A 17,400-nucleotide genomic window follows, 5' to 3' on the forward strand; every position below is an offset into this window, starting at 1 on the left:
AAGCGAATCGCCTGATCGGACCTGGCAACTGGAAGCCCGCTTGCAAGGTTGTAATTTCCGATGACCCAACATGGAAGACTAAGCATGGACTTGTCCAACCACCCCACTTTCGATTGGCTGCAGTTCCCAGAGGGACGCGCCAGATTTTCAGGCGGCGTGCGCGGCATCATGGATGAACAGCGTCATGAGACGTTCGCCGTCGAGGTGGATGGCGAAGAATACTTCGGCGAAATTAGAAGAGCCTTCCTGCCGAACCACAATGACTACAATATTGAAGTCGTCTCATTTGGCTATGGCCGTGACGGTGACATTGGAATGCCGATGCCAGGCGCATGCCGTGTCTTCACTACAGCGGAGATCCACGCTGTTCATACACTAATCGTTCGACTGATCACTGCCGGTACACATTTTTCGAATAGACCCACGCTGCTGAACGAGTATCCGAATGCCCACTTCATGGGTGAAGTTTTCTTCAGGGACGGCTGGGCCTTAGTCATGGATGACGGGGTACGCCATGAGTGACGACTACTCCAAACAGATCGAGCAGATAAAGAAGGCAGCTTCTCTTGAAGAAATTCAAGCGATCGCGCGCCAGTATCCTGCCAAAGCTATAGGCGAAGGGGGCATTCTCTACAGTCGCCCAATCGGCGACGTGTCATCCGAGGTGATCGCCAAGGAACTCGCGAGTAAAACCGGCGAGCCCATCATCAACAATACTGCGCGCGCACGATTCCTTGGGAACAAGGATGTCGAAATGGCGATCGCCGACGCAGCTGAGCGCATATTCACGGTGCAAGGACAAGATCTCGATCAAGTCGAGAAGTCGGTGGCAGACTTCCTGTATGGCAACCCGAAGGCCGCTGCTCGAAGCGCCACTTCGTTGGAAGGCTCCCTTTGGGGCGAAGCCTCCAACGAGTTCGCAGGCTCGCTACGCGGCGACATCAAAGTGGTCGCCACCAATGCCAACGTAGAGCGGGTTTTCGGCAAGGTGGAACTGCCCGCCGTGCTGGAGAACCCCAACGTCAGAACCCTGGGCGGGCAGCCGGTAAGTGAACTGAAAGCGCTCTACGCCCAAGGCGGCGCCGATGCGGTGCTGCCCAAGGTGCAGGCGCAGTTCATCGAGGCGGCGCCCAAGGGCATTTTCGTGGCGCCCGACAATGTGGGAGCGAAGGTCACCAAGGTCTCGCTGTCGCAGGAGGTTGCCGCGACCCTCGGCGCAGATGCCGCCAAGTTCCCGCCCGCTGCCGAACTGGCAAACGCGGGCTTGACCCGTGCGCCCACCGGATTCAGTGCGCCTGCGGCGTCGGTGGGAGAAGCGGCCATCACCGGTGAAGCGGTGGCGGCGTCCAAGGGCCTGCGTCCTGGCATGCTGGCGAAAGGCGGGACCGTGATCGCGGTGGCCGCGCTGGCGTACGACTTCTCCACCACCGGCCATCAGGTGGTGAAGCTGGAAGCGCAGGGCAATACGACAGGGGCCGAGTCGGCCAAGACCCATTTCATCGGCCGCAATGTCGGCGGTATCGGCGGCGGTATCGCGGTCGGCTTCCTGGCCGGTGCCGGCTATGGCCTGGCGGGCGGCTCGCCGAGCGGCCCGGGCGCGCTCGTCACGTCGGCGATCGGTGGCGTGGCCGGCGGCGTCGGCGGTGCGTTCCTGGGCGAGAAATGGGCTCAGCAGAAGGACATCGATAGCGTCTTCACCCAGAAGGACCGGGACGGCAACGAATGGAGCCGCGATCCCAACGATGCGAAAGGCACCTGGTCGCGGGTAGCCGAGACGCAGCAGATCAAGGCCACGACCACCACGGCATCGCCGGACAGCGGAAGCGCCACCTACAGCAAGGTCAGATACGTGGCCGGAGACGTGCTGGCCAACCAACTGAACTACAAGTCCGCCAACGCGTCCTACGAATTGGGACTGGCGAATCTGTCGCAGCCGCAGAATCCGTATTCCATCCCATCGGGCAAAGGCGAAGCCCGCAGCCTGGACGGGGAAGGAAACTGGGTCCGTGATCCGCAGACCCATGGCTGGTCGCGGACGGTCGTCGACCAATACATCGAGCACGGCATGAAGGTCACCCATGCCGAAGTCGCCACCCCGCAACGCGCGGCCGAGCTGGACCAGGCCTCGAAGCTGATCATCGCCCAGAACGCGGCCAACACGCCGGCCGCGATCGCGGGCCGCTACGAAGTGGCCTACAACCAGTTCGGCTGGCACCAGCACGGCGACATGCCAGCCGCAGTGAAGCACGCCAGCGCGCAGACGGACTCCCTGCAGGCATCCGATGGCCACACCTACACCCGCGGCGCCAATGGCGAGTGGGCGACGCCGGGCATGATCTACGGCACCAACCAGGCGCAGGGCAACATCCGCGACGAATTGAACGAAGTGCACCGCAGCCAGCAGGCCGGGTTGCAGGAGTACGCGGCCATGGCAGCCGAAGCGCAGGCCAATCCGACGCTGCCGAAAGCCACGACGATGCGCGGCATGGTGGCCGGCACCTATGCCGCCGCCGGTATCGCGCGAACCGACGCGGAGATCGACGCCGCCACGGCCGCCGTCGCCCGCACGCACGCCCACGACGGCCTGGACGCCGGCAAGCCGTACTCCCTGATGCTGCAGCCCGATCCCAAGACCGGCCGTCCGGGCTCGAACAGCGCGATCGTGACGATGATGGACGATGGCCGCGACGGCTTGCTGTCGGAAAGCAAGATGGTGCCCAAGGCCATCACGACCGCCGCAGAGATCAAGCAGGCGCAACAACCGGCGCTGGACGGCCAGAGCCCGGCGATCAAGGGCGAGGCCAAGCCAGCGGAACCCAAGCCGCATGCCTCCCTGCCGGCGGGCGGCTCAACGACGGCCGCCGCTGCCGAGCACACCGACAAACAGGCACCGGCCCTAGGACAACTTCCTCCGCACGATCAGGCGCTCTTCGCGAAACTCCGCAGCGATACGCCGCCACAGGTCTCGGACGATCACGTGGCCCGCGCCATGCTGCTGAGCAAACAGGAGGGCATGACGGACGCCAGCACCATCGGTGGCGTGCGGATGGCGGGCGACACGCTGTGGGTTACCGGGACCACGCCGGGGTTTAGGGTGTCGGTCAATACCAACGAACCTGCGCCCCCGCTGCAGGAAACGTCGCAGCAATCGCTGGCCTTCAACCGAGCGCAGGAGCAGCAGCTTGCGCAGGACGCGACGCAGCGACATCAGGACAGCCTTGGTCGTGGCGGACCGACCGTCTGACGACCAGGCCGCGCCGAGCAGCGGCGCGTTTTATCCAGCATCCCAGCGCGAACCAACATGCCCATCACCGTCACCGCCGAAAGCGAACTGATCGTCGGCACCGCCTTGGTCGTCGAGGCGCAAGCGCCGCAGGACGCCTTCGTTGCCGTCTTCGAAGACGACGGCGACACCGGCTATTTCTATGCGCTCGACACGTCGGCGCACGACAACCCGATCCAGGACGCCCTGCACATCTACAACGCTGCCGACGTCGCCGACAAAGAAACACCTTCCGAAGTGCAGATCGGCTGGTCCCAGGACAGCAGGAAGGTGGTGCTGCTGATCAAAGGCTATCCGCATGCGGTATTCGATTTCGAGGCAAAGCGCGGTTACTGCCGGACCGGGTTCCCGCCGGCTGCGGAAGACAACCCGTGGGGTGTGCACGGCCATGCGTGGAGCGATGCCGCCGTGGAGTTGTTCGCGTGACGCGCTTGCAGTAGCCGGCCGACCGGGGATCAACCCACCGGGGGGCGGCTGCACGGACAACGGCGCCAAGCTCGCTCATCGCACCCGAGCCTCGAACCAGGCCCATCGCCATACGAAAAGCCCGCGCCCGGATGATCGGGCGCGGCCTGTGCATGTCGCGGCTATGGCCCAGCGCCGCGCTCTCGGCCGCCTGCCGCAGGTGCACGTTGACCTGCGGATAGGGCTTGATCTGCACCACCGCCGGCGGCAGCACGAAGCGCGCCTGGCTGTGGGTGGTGGTCAGGGTCAGCTGGCCCTGGCTCTCGCGGCGCTGGTTGGCAGCGCAGGTGCGGATGGGCGGGTTCAGCGCGTAGCGGCGGCGCCACGTCGAACAGTTGGAACTCGCGGATCTGCGCTGCATCCGCGCCGGACAAGATCAGGCTCACGCGCGAGGCGCTGATTGCCGGGAAGTGATCGACCTTCATGCGCCCGATCGCCTGCGCCACCCCGCTCCAGGCACCGTCGCGGAACACTTCCCCCGGTCATCGGACAGCCGTTTGCTGGCGCCAACCGCGGCATGTGGTATTTAATTGATAATAGAGAGGTATCGTCAAAACCCGGCCAGGACCGGACCACCATGCTGCGTTCCTTGCTGTTCCCGCTGCTGTCGCTGTTCGCCGTCCGCGCGATGGCCGCCCCTGCGCCGGCCGCGCCGTCGTCGGCCCCGCCCTCGCCCATCGTCTACAGCGAATTCGTCAACGCCGAGGCGCCGACCGCGCAATGCCACGCCTCCACCCTGCTGGAAACCCGCGACGGCCTGCTCGCCGCGTGGTTCGGCGGGCGCCACGAAGGCGCCGACGACGTCGGCATCTGGGTCGCGCGCCGCGACGCCCGGGGCTGGCAGCCGGCGCAGCGTGTGGCCGACGGCGCGCAGCCGCAGGGCGCCCCGCTACCGGCATGGAACCCGGTGCTGTTCCAGCCGGCGCGCGGACCACTGCGGCTGTTCTACAAAGTCGGCCCCGACCCGAAGCGCTGGTGGGGCATGCAGATCACCTCCGCCGATGGCGGCGCGCACTGGTCCGCACCCGTGCGCCTGCCCGACGGCATCCTCGGCCCGATCAAGAACAAGCCTGTGCAACTGGCCGATGGCCGCATCCTCAGCCCCAGCAGCAGCGAGGATGCCGGCTGGGTCGCGCACATGGAGTGGTCCGACGACGACGGCGCGCACTGGACCCGCGGCCCGGCGCTGAACGACCCGGCGCTAATCGGCGCGATCCAGCCCAGCGTGCTGGTGCATGCCGACGGCCGCGTGCAGGCGATCGGCCGCAGCCAGCAGAACCACGTGTTCAGCACCTGGTCGCGCGACCACGGCCGCAGCTGGGACCCGATGACCTTGCTCGACCTGGCCAACCCCAACTCCGGCACCGATGCCGTGGTGCTGGCCGACGGCCGCTCGCTGCTGGTCTACAACCCCACCGAAGCGGGCAAGGACTGGTGGGACGGCCGCGGCACGCTGGCGGTGGCCCTGTCCGACGACGGCACCCACTGGACCCGCGTGCTGACCCTGGAAGACAGCGCCAAGGACGAGTTCTCCTACCCGGCAGTGATCCAGACCCGCGACGGCCTGGTGCACATCAGCTACACCTGGAAGCGGACACGCATCAAGCACGTGGTGCTGGATCCGAAGCGGCTGCTTGCTGCTGCAGCGAAGCTTGATGGCAAGCAATGAGATGAGATCGCGCGCCGGCATGAGGCGCCCTGGCGATGTCGGCGGCGTCACCGAGCATGGGGCTGCTCGAAGCGGCATTCGCGCCGTGCGCGAATGAGCGATCCGGCGCCGCAGCTATCAGCGAAAGCAGCGCGGACTTTCCCCTGTAGGAGCGGTTTCAACCGCGACACAGACCCCGGCGATCGCGGGCTTCGGCAGCGTCGGGACTGAAGTCCCTCCCACAGTGCACGCCAGCCGACTAACCGCATGCCCCTTTGTAGGAGCGGTTCCAACCGCGACACAGACCACAACGCGATAGCGTAGTTCGGCAGCGTCGGGACTGAAGTCCCTCCCACAGTGCACCGAACCAACTAACCGCAAGCCTCCTTGTAGGAGCGGTTTCAACCACGACACAGACCACGACGCGATCGCGGACTTCGGCAGCGCCGGGACTGAAGTCCCTCCCACAGTGCGCCCAGCCAGCTAACTGCAAGCTCCTTGTAGGAGCGGTTTCAACCGCGACACACACCACGACGAAGCAGCAAACTTCGGCAACCGGCGGGGCTGGCGCCCTCCCACAGTGCCCAAGGAAGCCCGACCGCAAGCCCCCTGTGGGAGCGACTTCAGTCGCGACGAACGGAGCCTGCCACCAACCATCGATCTGGTGACATGCAGAGGCCGAAGCTCCTTCTGCAATGTCGCGGACACTGACCGCAATCCGCATCATCGGCGGCAACCAAGATCGCTCCACCCCATACCGTCGCTGCGGTCCGATCACCCACGCACAAACCACCAGCGCCCCTACTCCGCCAACAACGCCACCATCCGCCGCACCCGCTCCACATCGGTCTGCATGCGATCGCCGCCCAGGCTGCGCACATGCGGATGCGGCGCCAGCGCCCGCGATGCCAGCGGCCCGCGCGCCGAACCATGAAACTCGCGCGCCCCGGTCAGCGCCCGCAATCGCGCCAGATTGGTATCGGACACCCCCGACCCCGGCATCACGCTCAAACGCGCGCCCGCCTGCTGCACCAACGCCGCGATCAGCGCCGCGCCCTCCTCCGCCGTCTCGCGCGCGCCGGATGTCAGCACCCGCTCGCACCCCAACGCGATCGCATCCTCCAGCGTACGCCGCGGATCGGCGCTGACGTCGATGGCGCGATGGAACGTGACGCCGAGCGATCCCGCCGCCGCGATCAACACCCGCATCGTCGCCATGTCGACCTCGCCGGCCGGATCCAGCGCCCCCAGCACCACCCCGTCGCAGCCCAGTCGCACGCACTGCTCCACGTCGCGGCGCATCGCCTCCACTTCCGCTTCGTTGAACACGAAATCGCCGACCCGCGGACGGATCAGCACATACAGCGGAATGGTCAATCGATCGCGCAACACCGCCAGCGTGCCGAACGACGGCGTCAGCCCGCCGCCGTCCAGGCCGCCGCACAATTCCACCCGCATCGCCCCGCCAGCCTGCGCCGCCAGCGCCGAGCCGATCGAATCGGCGGCCACTTCCAGTCCCATCTTCACCGCCTCGCTCATGCGGCCGGCTCCGCGAAATGGCTCTGTCCGGGCAGCAACAGATCCTGCCGCTGCGCATCGCAGACCGCGTAGCTGAAACCGGGCTGGATCGCGAACGCACCGACCTCGCCGCGCTTGTTCATCGCCAGGAACCCGACCTGCAGATCGCGGGTCAGCTGCGGCTTGCGCCGCACGATGCGCATCACCACCTCGCGGCAGGCCTCGGCCGGGCTCTTGCCCTGGCGCATCATCTCCACCACCGCGAAACTGCCGACATTGCGGATCACCTCCTCGCCGACGCCGGTGGACGTGGCGCCGCCGACCTCGTTGTCGACATACAACCCGGCACCGATGATCGGACTGTCGCCGACCCGGCCGTGCATCTTCCACGCCATGCCGCTGGTGGTGCAGGCCCCTGACAGATTGCCGTGCGCGTCCAGCGCCAGCATGCCGATGGTGTCGTGGTTGTCCTTGCCGCCGGGCAGCGTGCCCTTCTGGTAAGCCCTGTTCTCGATGTTCGCTTCCGGCGCGTACTTGGAGGTCTTCAGCCACTCCTTCCACGCCTTTTCCGAAGACGGCGTCAGCAACTTGGTGCGCTCGAAGCCTTGCGCCAGCGCGAACTGCAGCGCCCCTTCACCGACCAGCATCACGTGCGGCGTCTTCTCCATCACCCGCCGCGCCACCGAGATCGCATGCACGATGTCCTCCAGCGCCGCGACCGAGCCGCAGCCGCCGGTGTGATCCATGATGCAGGCATCGAGCGTGACCCGCCCATCGCGGTCCGGATAGCCGCCCAGCCCCACGGTGGGATTGTTCGGATCGGCCTCCGGCACCTTCACCCCGGCCTCCACCGCATCCAGCGCCGCCCCGCCGCGCGACAGCACCTGCCACGCCGCCTGGTTCGCCGCGATCCCGAAGTCCCAGGTCGAGATCACCCGCGCCGCGCCGCGCGGCAGCGGCGCGACGCCGCCCTTGGCGCTCGCCAATGCACGCGGCAACGCGGCGGCCAGGCCGGTGGCGATGGTGCCGAAGGCGGCGGTCTTGAGGAAATGGCGGCGTTCGTGCATGGGGTGCTCCGGCGCGGGAAGGAAGGGCGCAGCGAGAAGATCGCACGCGGCTAGCCTTGCATCATGCGGCAGAGTGGGAGTGGATTGAATGGGGGGCTGTGACGACGGCGCCCAACCAAGGCCAAGATCACGCGTTGATAGGGCCTGCCAGCCGTTACCGCGATGGGACAGACCTACAGCTGCTGCTGAGCAATATCTGCACGGTGATGGGCGGGCGATCATGAAGTCCGCAAGCTGGAGAAGAGCGGTGATGCCTAGAACCTACTGCTGCTTCCTCAGGCCGGCGATCCAACGAAGATGCCGAAGAGAGAAGAGTGCAGCACAATGCCTTCAAGCTCCCAATTTACAGACACAGCATGAGCACGGAAATCCGCAAGGCACTGGAGAAGGAACTGCTGGCAAGGTTCGAACAGACCGCGTCTTCGCGCCCATACCTGAAGGCAGGCAAGAACAAGCTCAGCCTGGTTGCCGCAAAAGAGAAGCTCGGCGAGATATACATCCAGCACTTGCGCAACGCGGACGGCTATTACGCAGCACTGGAAATCCATGCATGCGAAGCGCTGAACTTCTGCAAGAGCCAATCGCCGCCTTATCCAAGCCGGCTGACGAATGCCTCTTGCATGTCAAAAACTTCACTCTCTGAAGAAGCAAAACGTTTTGGCGACGAGCTGGGCGGCATCATCAGAACTCCATCTTTTCAGGAGATAGCATCAACAGCAACAAAGATAAATGATCGCATAGTGAAATTTTATCTCCCGAAGGCAGAGAACTGCATTTTTGGCACAACCTCTCTGATCGAGGACATCCTGGCCGAGCCGAGCGACTATGCCTATCCATTTCTGACTGCGCTGTTTGTCGCGAAAAAAAACGGGCTCGACCTAGACTCAAGCCTGTTCCAGAAAATGCTCGGCACCAAGATCATATTCGGAAACAAGAATTTTGATCTTGCACTGGCAAATGATCTCTTGAAGCCCTAATGAAGCCAACGCATACTCCCCTAGGACTGACCGCATGCATCTTCTTGATGTTAATTAAAATCGCCCTGAAGGCTATTGACTCAATACGACCAGGCAGTTTCGCCGGATCACCTGTCGTTTATCTTTGCCGAAGCTAGGCCGGCATCGGCCGCAAACGCATGCCACTTGGATGGGGCGGGTTGCCATGTCCTAGAAAGGCGAACACGACAACTCCCAAAGTAGCCAGACGCCGAGACTAGCGAATGGAATCCAACAACGTCTGAGCTGCCTGCCTTACATGGGCAGCCGGATCGTCCAGGTAAGGCGCTATCAGATAAGCGTCATCAGCAGAGATAAGCCCGTCCAGTTCATCGATCGCGTTTTCACGAACAATTGGATCGTTGTCATCCAGGCCTGTCAGCAACAGCGGTCGTGCGTCCTTACCGAGCGCTTCTTTTGCATATCTGAGAGCCGCGCCCCGGACATAGGGAGAAGCATGGCGCAGTTGCGATGAAATGATCGGCCATTCCGCCGAACCGATCCGCCTCAGCCCATCAATAGCAGCGGTGACAACCAACGCCTCATCATGATGGAGGAAGCTTTTGATCGTCGGCTCACTCTCAGTAGAAGAAGCCATTCCCAAGCCACAGATAGCTGCACGTAGACGTTTATTGGAGAGACTCCCCGACATCGCCTCCAACGCATGTCGGTGTTCCTTCGCCAGTTCAGCGGCGACGACATCGTAGAAATCATCGTCATCAAGGACTTCACAGAAAAAAAGCCCCATTAGCTCGTCAAATGACTTCCCTACTATACTAATTATAGTAGTCATCAGCCTGCCCCCGGCAAATACAACGAATTTTATTCAAGCCCTTACCACGATCGGGATAGCCGCCCAGCCCCACCGTCGGATTATTGAGGTCGGCCTCCGACACCCGCACCCCGGCCTCCACTGTATCCAGCGCCGCGACGCAGCGTGACAGCACCTAATTTAGTCAGTGAGACCCAGAACACTCCCATTCCCCAGAGGCATCCACAGATTCGTGAACACACAGATTGCTACCAGGGCCAAAATACTTAAAAACCAAAGTATAACCTCCTCCTGCATTAGAGGTATAGATGAAGGTTAATTGATCGCCACCAGAACCATTTTCGATCGCTGCAAATTGGCCACCCAATTGTTTCAGCGAAACTGGGTATTGACCATTCTTTAAATGGTATGCATTCAACGCAGTGACAATTGCGTCACCGCGTTTCTTACCAGCGCTAAATTTTCCACCTTGGCCGGGAGCCACGCATGCAACAATAAAAATGGAAAAGAAAAGTAAAAAAAAGGCACAGCGAGGGAGCTTCATCATTTACACCCGCAACTGGATTTTGCAGCAACCACCGCTTTCAACGCCTCATGAATCTCACTAGCAAGCCCGCCTTGATCTGCTCGCAGATAAGAATCCTCCCACATCTGGGCTTGCCCCTCGTAGCGCCCTCTGTTAAACAAATCATTAAAATACAAGGCTGCACCACCTGCACTTGTTGAAGCACCATAGACATATGGGTCGCCGAATCCAAAGTAATTCGCAATTTGAGGTACAACAAGCGAAGAAGCAACTCTCGCACCTTGCCTCCTTTGCCAGACATGAAAAACTTCATGCGCCAATGTGGACCTGGCATTAACGCTATAGAGATCCAAACCCTTATTTACGTCACCACCATTAAACAGCGAAGCGGGGATTGAAACGCTCCCACCACTTAATGACGAAGCGCGTTCACGTGAAGTCCCACTGATATCTATTGAGGCAAAATCAAAACAATCACCAAACAAGCTTGATATAAATGCGGCCTCTTGCTCATTTGGAGAACGAAGCCCCAATGGATCGATGCGACCCATCGAGCTTCCGCCGACATAAGCATAAGTTGAATAACCCCCATTTAACCCAATAGGGTCACTTTGCCCATACCGCCCAGTGCCCGGCTCGTAGTCACGGAAGTAGTTCTGATTGAACCCCGTCGCGGCATCGTAGCGCTGCCCCGGGAAGCGCATATCGAACACGAACGCGGTGCCGTCCTTGTCCGGATCCTGGTCCGGCGGCGTGTTGCCGAAGGCTTCACCCTTCAGATCCCACTTCCAGATCGCGACGTCGCGGACCGGATCGATCACTGCGCGTGGGGTACCCAGGTGGTCCGGTTGCACGTAACGCAGGCTGTTCTTGGCCAGCACGCCCACCGGCAGGTCGTCCAGCCAGATCGCCTGCTGTAGCGGTGCGCCGTTGATGTCGTAGTCGCCCAGCCAGTGGCCGCTCTCGTCGTACAGCGTGTAGGTGTTGGTCTTGCTAACCCGCCGCACCTGCTCGCCGCGGCCGTTGTAGCCGTACTTCATCACGACCGCGCCGGCGCGCTTGGCCTGGCTCATCCGGCCCGTTGCGTCGTAGACGAATTCCTGCGCGGTGCCACCGATCGAGAGCGTATTGCCGATCGCGTCGTAGGTGCGGGCGGTGCCGGCCACCGCGCTCAGGCGGTGACTGGTCGTCGGATAGGTGTAGCTCTGCGTGGCGGTGTTGACCTTGGCGCTGAGTCGGTTACCGGTGGCGTCGTAGCTGTAGCCGTCGATCACCGTGCCGGTCGGGCCGTCCTTGAACGCGGTCAATCGGCCCAGCGCGTCGTAATCCAAGCTGACCACCGGGGCGGTGTTACCCGCTGCGGTCAGGGCGCTGAGGTTGCCGGCTGGGTCGAATGCGAAGCCGGTGCTCAGGCCATCGCTGCGGGCGTCGCTGACCGCCAGCGGACGGTAGTCCTGGTCCAGCACGCGCTGCATCGGGCGGCCGTTGCCGTAGGACCAGCTCGCCACCGGGCCGAACGGGTAGTAGGTCGCGTTGCCCAGCAGCAAGGCCGTTGTAGGCATAGGTGGTGTCCAGCCCCTTTGGATCGGTGACCTCGGTCAGGTTGTCGAGCGCGTCGTAACCGAACTCGGTCTCGGCCGCGATGCCGCCCACGTCCTGCGGCGTGCGGGCCACATCAAAGGAGCCAGAGAAAATCTCCATTTCAAACAAATACTCCTCTGATCTTTGTTCACAAGCAGCAGCAGGCCTACATGCAGCCTGGCGTCATGATTCCCACAGCAACTTCTCGACAACCACCCATTTCCCGGCCCGCTTCCTAAGAAATACGTCACCATTCTTTCCCGTAGGTGGAAAGCCAATCTCCAAAAATGCAGCGTCACCATCGTAATACATTTTCTCGATGGCTATAAATCCATTGCGCTGATTAAACCCAGGTGACGAAGAACGCACGATCCTCATACCCCCTCTTGCAACTCCGCAAGCTTCTATCCTTGCAGGCATCCCGTCCCATAAAAAAGTTACCTCCGGAGGAGCAAAGTGCTCTTTTGCGTAGCCTCTGATTTCGGAGTTATCTGCAACTGCCTTTAGCACATCGAAATGGGTAAAGCTGCATTTCGCGTTCTCCATTGGATGCACAGGACCCGAGCAGCCTCCCATACCGAGTATGAGCAAAAAAATCAAGAAAACAGAAGTCCCGTTAGTTAAATAATGGAATTTTCGTGCCATAGACATAATTTTCATAGTACCAACCCTCCTCAACCCGAGACCTATTTCCATTCCAGAAATACTCCGTGAAATGCACCAACTCATGCTCAACCGTACTATTTAAAATATGCAACAACTCTGGACTTCTTTCGCCCAACTCGTACCTGTCGAAATAACTTTGATGAACCAGTATTTCGCCTCCGCCTTGCTTATACCTTCCGTTATCATGCCTCATGTATTCAGGAGTAACTACAGGGCCGTCACATGGATCGAGAAGATGATCCAGATGTTCTTTCCCGATGTTCCCAAAACGGGCGAATCCATCGTACTTCCTCTGCGTCATCCTATCCTTGATTGAGTTCAGGTAATCCACCGTACTTGGATATTTCTGTTGAACCCAGGAATGAAATCTCAACAAGCCCAACAGATCAATATAAGAGGCGGGGTTTCCTCCTACATAACTGTATGTAGATAGACCGCCACCAAGCCCAATCGGATCGCTCTGCGCATACCGCCCAGTGCCCGGGTCGTAATCCCGGAAGTAGTTCTGGTTGAGCCCCGTCGCCACATCGTAACGCTGCCCCGGGAAGCGCATGTCGAACACGAAGGCCGTGCCGTCGCTGTCCGGGTCCTGATTCGGCGGGGTGTTGCCGAAGGCTTCGCCCTTCAGGTCCCACTTCCAGATCGCGACATCGCGGACCGGATCGATCACTGCGCGGGGGGTGCCCAGGTGGTCCGGCTGCACGTAATGCAGGCCGTTGCTCGCCAGCACGCCGACCGGCAGGTCGTCCAGCCAGATCGCCTGTTGCAGTGCTTGGCCGGTGGAGTCGTAGTCGCCCAGCCAGTGCCCGGTTTCGTCGTACAGCGTGTAGGTACCGGCCGTGCCCAGGAACTTGCGGACCTGCTCGCCGCGCCCGTTGTACTGGTAGTTCATCACCGCCGCGCCCGCACGCTTGGCCTGGGCCATGCGGCCGTTGGTGTCGTACACGAATTCCCGCGCCGTGCCACCGATCGACAGCGTATTGCCGATCGCGTCGTAGGTGCGGGCGGTGCCGGCCACCGCGCTCAGGCGGTGACTGGTCGTCGGATAGGTGTAGCTCTGCGTGGCGGTGTTGACCTTGGCGCTGAGCCGGTTGCCGGTGGCGTCGTAGCTGTAGCCGTCGATCACCGTGCCGGTCGGGCCGTCCTTGAACGCGGTCAATCGGCCCAGCGCGTCGTAGTCCAGGCTGACCACCGGAGCGGTATTGCCCGCGGCTGTCAGGGCGCTGAGGTTGCCGGCCGGGTCGAAGGCGAAGCCGGTACTCAAGCCATCGCTGCGGGTGTCGCTGATCGCCAGCGGGCGGTAATCCTGGTCCAGTACGCGCTGCATCGGGCGGCCGTTGCCGTAGGACCAGCTGGCTACCGGGCCGAACGGGTAATAGGTGGCGTTGACAAGCAGCACCTGCCGGGTGCCGCCGGCCGGAGTCACACCCACCTCGGTGGTCTGGCCTTGGGCGTTGCGCACGTAGTCCACCGCTGCGCCGTCGGGATAGGTCAGCCGGCTCAGCTGACCTGCCTTGGTATAGGCGTAGCGCAGCACGAACACCTTGCCGTTGGTGGTCTGCACCTTGCGGACCACGTCGCCGAAGCGGTCGTAGCAATAGTCGGTGGTGCCGCTGGCGTCCTGCATGCGGGCCAGGCGGCCGACCGCGTAGGTTTCGCCGCTGGCGCAGACGGTCTGGCTCACGTCGTAGGTGTAGGTGACGTTGAGGCTGCTGGTCGGATAAGCGACTTGGATCAGCCGGTTCAGTGAGTCGTAGCTGTAAGTGGCGGTGACGTTACGCGCATCGGTCTGGCTGGCGCGGTTGCCGGCGCTGTCGTAGGTGTAGGCCGTCGTGCCGGTATCCGGGCTGGTCAGCGTGGTCAGGTCGCCCAGGCCATTGTAGGCATAGGTCGTGTCCAGGCCTTTCGGATCGGTGACCCTGGTCAGGTTGTCGAGCGCGTTGTAGCCGAACTTGGTCTCGGCCGCGATACCGCCCACGTCCTGCAGCGTGCGGGCCAGGCGGTTGAGCGGGTCGTAGTCGTTCTGGTTAACGTGGCCGAGTGCGTCGGTCACCGTCTTGGCGTTGCCATTGGCGTCGTAGCCGAAGTCGGTCGGATTGCCGCTGGCGGTGGCCTGTGTGGCCAGCTGGCCGAGCTGGTTGTAGATCCGCGAAAGCGTGCGCTTGAGTGTGCCTGACGCGTCCTTTATGTCTTCCTTGACCCGGTTGCCAGCGTTGTCCAGCGTGTAGTGCAGCGTGTTGCCGGCGTTGTCGGCAATATCGGTCAGGCGGTGAGCCGTGTCGTAGGTGAAGGTGGTGAACGCGCCATCCGGCTGTGTCACCTGCTTGACCAAGCCGGTCGGCCAGTAGTCAAGCAGGGTGATGCGGTCGTCGCTCTCGCTGGTGTCGTCGCTACCGCGTGCCTTGCTGGCCGTGAGCCAGCCGCGCGGGTGGTAGGTGTAGTCGGTGATGACGCCATTGGCGTCCTTCATCGACAGCACGCGACCAGCACCGTCGTAGGACAGGTACTCGGTCACCTGGCCCAGGGTGTTGGCGACCTTCCAGAGGTCGCCCTTCCGATGTGGACAGGTGGTGGGCGATGTGGCGCAGGTTGCGTCGTCGGACGGGTAGTAGGTGTAATCGGCAGCGTCGACCAGATCGGTACGCGCACCGTCTTGCCGCTTGAGCAAGCCGACAATGGGGCATGGACCACCCGCCGCAACATCGTCGGTACTGCAATACGCCCGCAACTGTTGGCGAACTCCAGTCGGAGGCGTGGATGACGATCCGCAGACATAAGCAGTCGCCACCGTACTGGACGGATCGATCGCACATTGGGCGGCCAAGGCGCCATCTGCCGTGTAGGCGTAGCGCGTGGTTGCAATCGTGCCAGCCGTGGTGGATGTCTGTGATTGCACGATGCGATTGTTCGCGTCGCGCGTCGTGACACGGCTGCGCTGTCGCTCAGTTCCTTCAGCCTCGACCTCGGTAACCGACGAGGCACCATCTGCGAGCGCATCGCTGTAGGTCCAGGTCTTGCGCCATCCGTTTCCATCGACAGATGCGGTCGGCCTTCCATCGACAGTAAAGGCGTGGGTTCGCGAAACACCTGGGCCTCGGATGCCGGTGACCTGACGGAACGCTCCGGCGCCGATGGTGTAATCGTAGCTGGTACCGTTGGGCTTAACGACTGTGGCGCTCTCGCTGCTGGTGTACTGCAGCGTGGTTTTCTCCACAACTCCGGCACCAGCATGCAAGCCGCTGGAAGCGACTCTGCCGTCGAGGCCATACGTGAAGGATGCATAGCGCACACCGTCCTCCGCGATGCCAGTCAGAAGATGCCGAATCGATGCAGGAGCTGCGCCAGTTTCATTATAGAAGTAGCTACGGCGTGTGCCGTCAGACCGAACTGCTGCGACCAAGTTATGCTCAGAGTCGTATTCATAATGGACCGAGCTACCGTCACTCAACGTGACGAAGGAGAGAAAGCTCTTGTCGTAGGAAAATGTGATAGCGCGACCGAGTCCATCCGTAACACGGGCTAAGCGGCCTGCCTGATATCCCAATATCGCGGTTCGCTCCGGCACCCCAGGATAACTTACGCTTGTCAATTGGCCACTGGTGTTGTATCTACGCACCTCGCCACTGGATTTAGTGAGGGTCCACGCTCCATTCGAGGCCTGGCTCAAGAAATCCCCAGAATTGCGAAAACCACGGTATCTTCTTTCAGCAATCTGTTTGAACTTCTCGAAATAGCCATCAGCCGTTATCATGTACGGCCAGCCTACATCCGATCGAATCATTTCCGTGTAACTATGCCCCCAACCAGTCGGCATGTAAGAGGTCACGCCAAGCTGTTGCAAGGAATGGTAATAGCGAACGAATGGCAATCCAGCGAAAACGAAGTCTTCTTCAGCGCGAAACTTATCCCCCGTCGCCGGAAAGCATGGATGGTCGTTGGCAGGACACGAAGAGGTCTGCGTGATACCTAAAGAAGACCGGACCTCGATATATGCATAAACTTGACCAGCAGTACAAACATTCGGCCACAACGCGACATAATCTGGATTTCCGGACGAATTATAGGCTGGATTAAATCCTGTTATCGGATAGAAACCGACCGGACATTCATAATTCTGGAATCTACTCAACGGGTAAGAGTAAGAATTATGATAGGAATAGCAAATACCCTCATACTTCAACCACTTCCTGGGCCCACCTTCTTGCGCCCGAAGCAACCCATGCGTACCCGCCGGGCGACTATAAACAAAAGGTTCTCCGTATTCACCTTCGGTGTGCTCACCAAAGAACGTGCACTCTGGGTACACGCTCCGCGTATAAGCGAGAATATTGGCAATCATCTCACCCTCGTCTGCGCATAGCCCCCCCTCGTCCGCAACATAAGGGTCGGCAGGCTGAGAGCAAAATCCCGAGTCTGAGCGCCAGCCGTTCGCATATCCATGGGGATAAATTTTTGAGTACGGCTGATCTGGCACCACATACTTTATAATAACCGAAGGCGTGGAACTGTATACATTCCTAACAGCCGATTCCGCGCGCTGAAAATAAGCGCCATAGCTAGACTTCGCCTTCATAAATGTTTCTGCCTCGGCCAGCGTGGCAAAGCAGCTGTTTTCGTGGCAATACTGCGTAGATTGAGACTGCGCACGAACTGGTGCCGACGGAATAATCCACCAGACAGCCACTAGAAAGAAAGCGAGGGCAAAAGATTTCCATTTCATACGAGCACGTCCCTGTCCAAATGCCTTGATTAGATCCGACCTTTACCACACGCAAGATCGAATTGAACTTATTCAACTGCCCTCATGCCTTGGCCATCAGCAAAAGGTAAATACGCCGAACTTAACCACAGCAATGACAATGAATCCGAGCAGGTCGGA

11 protein-coding genes and 3 pseudogenes are annotated in these 17,400 nt (G+C 61.1%); 5 read left to right on the forward strand and 9 right to left on the reverse strand.

The genetic code is table 11. The features are described from left to right. The first annotated feature begins 84 nt into the window (after positions 1 to 84). Genes VDQ83_RS03405 through VDQ83_RS03415 form a run of 3 tightly spaced genes read left to right on the forward strand, consistent with a single transcriptional unit; the run spans position 85 to position 3,709 of the window. Positions 85 to 522 carry a hypothetical protein gene (locus tag VDQ83_RS03405; RefSeq protein WP_309917819.1) on the forward strand — a complete coding sequence of 146 codons (438 nt, stop codon included), beginning with the start codon at positions 85 to 87 and terminating at the stop codon, positions 520 to 522. Then, on the forward strand, positions 515 to 3,244 hold the full coding sequence (locus VDQ83_RS03410) for a hypothetical protein (RefSeq protein ID WP_455433869.1): 2,730 nt from the start codon (positions 515 to 517) through the stop codon (positions 3,242 to 3,244). Before VDQ83_RS03405 ends, VDQ83_RS03410 begins: the two co-directional genes overlap by 8 nt. 57 nt (positions 3,245 to 3,301) lie before the next feature. Beyond that, entirely contained in the window at positions 3,302 to 3,709 is a 408-nt protein-coding gene (locus VDQ83_RS03415) for a DUF2251 domain-containing protein (RefSeq protein WP_455433870.1), read from the forward strand. A gap of 169 nt (positions 3,710 to 3,878) precedes the next feature. Here VDQ83_RS03415 and VDQ83_RS03420 read toward each other — a convergent pair. Then, positions 3,879 to 4,043: pseudogene (locus tag VDQ83_RS03420) on the reverse strand (CysB family transcriptional regulator); the annotation flags it as partial. A gap of 282 nt (positions 4,044 to 4,325) precedes the next feature. Here VDQ83_RS03420 and VDQ83_RS03425 point away from each other — a divergent pair. Beyond that, positions 4,326 to 5,417, forward strand: a complete 1,092-nt coding sequence (locus VDQ83_RS03425; RefSeq protein ID WP_455433871.1) for a sialidase family protein — start codon at positions 4,326 to 4,328, stop codon at positions 5,415 to 5,417. 780 nt (positions 5,418 to 6,197) lie between these two features. On the opposite strand, the gene VDQ83_RS03430 is transcribed toward VDQ83_RS03425, so the two are convergent. Further along, a complete protein-coding gene (locus VDQ83_RS03430) occupies positions 6,198 to 6,917 on the reverse strand; it encodes a copper homeostasis protein CutC (protein ID WP_455434003.1) in 720 nt (239 codons plus the stop codon). A gap of 14 nt (positions 6,918 to 6,931) precedes the next feature. After that, positions 6,932 to 7,981, reverse strand: coding sequence for a N(4)-(beta-N-acetylglucosaminyl)-L-asparaginase (locus VDQ83_RS03435; RefSeq protein WP_455433872.1), 1,050 nt, complete (start codon positions 7,979 to 7,981; stop codon positions 6,932 to 6,934). A gap of 356 nt (positions 7,982 to 8,337) precedes the next feature. Between VDQ83_RS03435 and VDQ83_RS03440 the strand changes: the two genes are divergently transcribed. Next, entirely contained in the window at positions 8,338 to 8,958 is a 621-nt protein-coding gene (locus tag VDQ83_RS03440) for a hypothetical protein (protein WP_455433873.1), read from the forward strand. Positions 8,959 to 9,193: 235 nt separating this feature from the next. On the opposite strand, the gene VDQ83_RS03445 is transcribed toward VDQ83_RS03440, so the two are convergent. From VDQ83_RS03445 to VDQ83_RS03470, 6 genes and pseudogenes are all read right to left on the reverse strand, one after another. Then, positions 9,194 to 9,724, reverse strand: coding sequence for a HEAT repeat domain-containing protein (locus tag VDQ83_RS03445; RefSeq protein ID WP_455433874.1), 531 nt, complete (start codon positions 9,722 to 9,724; stop codon positions 9,194 to 9,196). A 61-nt stretch (positions 9,725 to 9,785) separates the two neighbouring features. Then, positions 9,786 to 9,923 (reverse strand): annotated as a pseudogene (locus VDQ83_RS03450) (N(4)-(beta-N-acetylglucosaminyl)-L-asparaginase); the annotation flags it as partial. A gap of 9 nt (positions 9,924 to 9,932) precedes the next feature. Then, on the reverse strand, positions 9,933 to 10,292 hold the full coding sequence (locus tag VDQ83_RS03455) for a hypothetical protein (protein WP_455433875.1): 360 nt from the start codon (positions 10,290 to 10,292) through the stop codon (positions 9,933 to 9,935). Then, positions 10,292 to 11,857, reverse strand: a pseudogene (locus tag VDQ83_RS03460) (RHS repeat domain-containing protein); the annotation flags it as partial. The gene VDQ83_RS03455 and the pseudogene VDQ83_RS03460, both read right to left, overlap by 1 nt. A 181-nt stretch (positions 11,858 to 12,038) precedes the next feature. Continuing rightward, positions 12,039 to 12,515, reverse strand: a complete 477-nt coding sequence (locus VDQ83_RS03465) for a hypothetical protein (protein ID WP_455433876.1) — start codon at positions 12,513 to 12,515, stop codon at positions 12,039 to 12,041. Further along, positions 12,472 to 17,241 carry an RHS repeat-associated core domain-containing protein gene (locus VDQ83_RS03470; RefSeq protein ID WP_455433877.1) on the reverse strand — a complete coding sequence of 1,590 codons (4,770 nt, stop codon included), beginning with the start codon at positions 17,239 to 17,241 and terminating at the stop codon, positions 12,472 to 12,474. The genes VDQ83_RS03465 and VDQ83_RS03470 overlap by 44 nt, the downstream gene beginning before the upstream one ends. Positions 17,242 to 17,400 lie beyond the last annotated feature (159 nt).

It is taken from the genome of Xanthomonas sp. WHRI 7945, assembly GCF_035026585.1.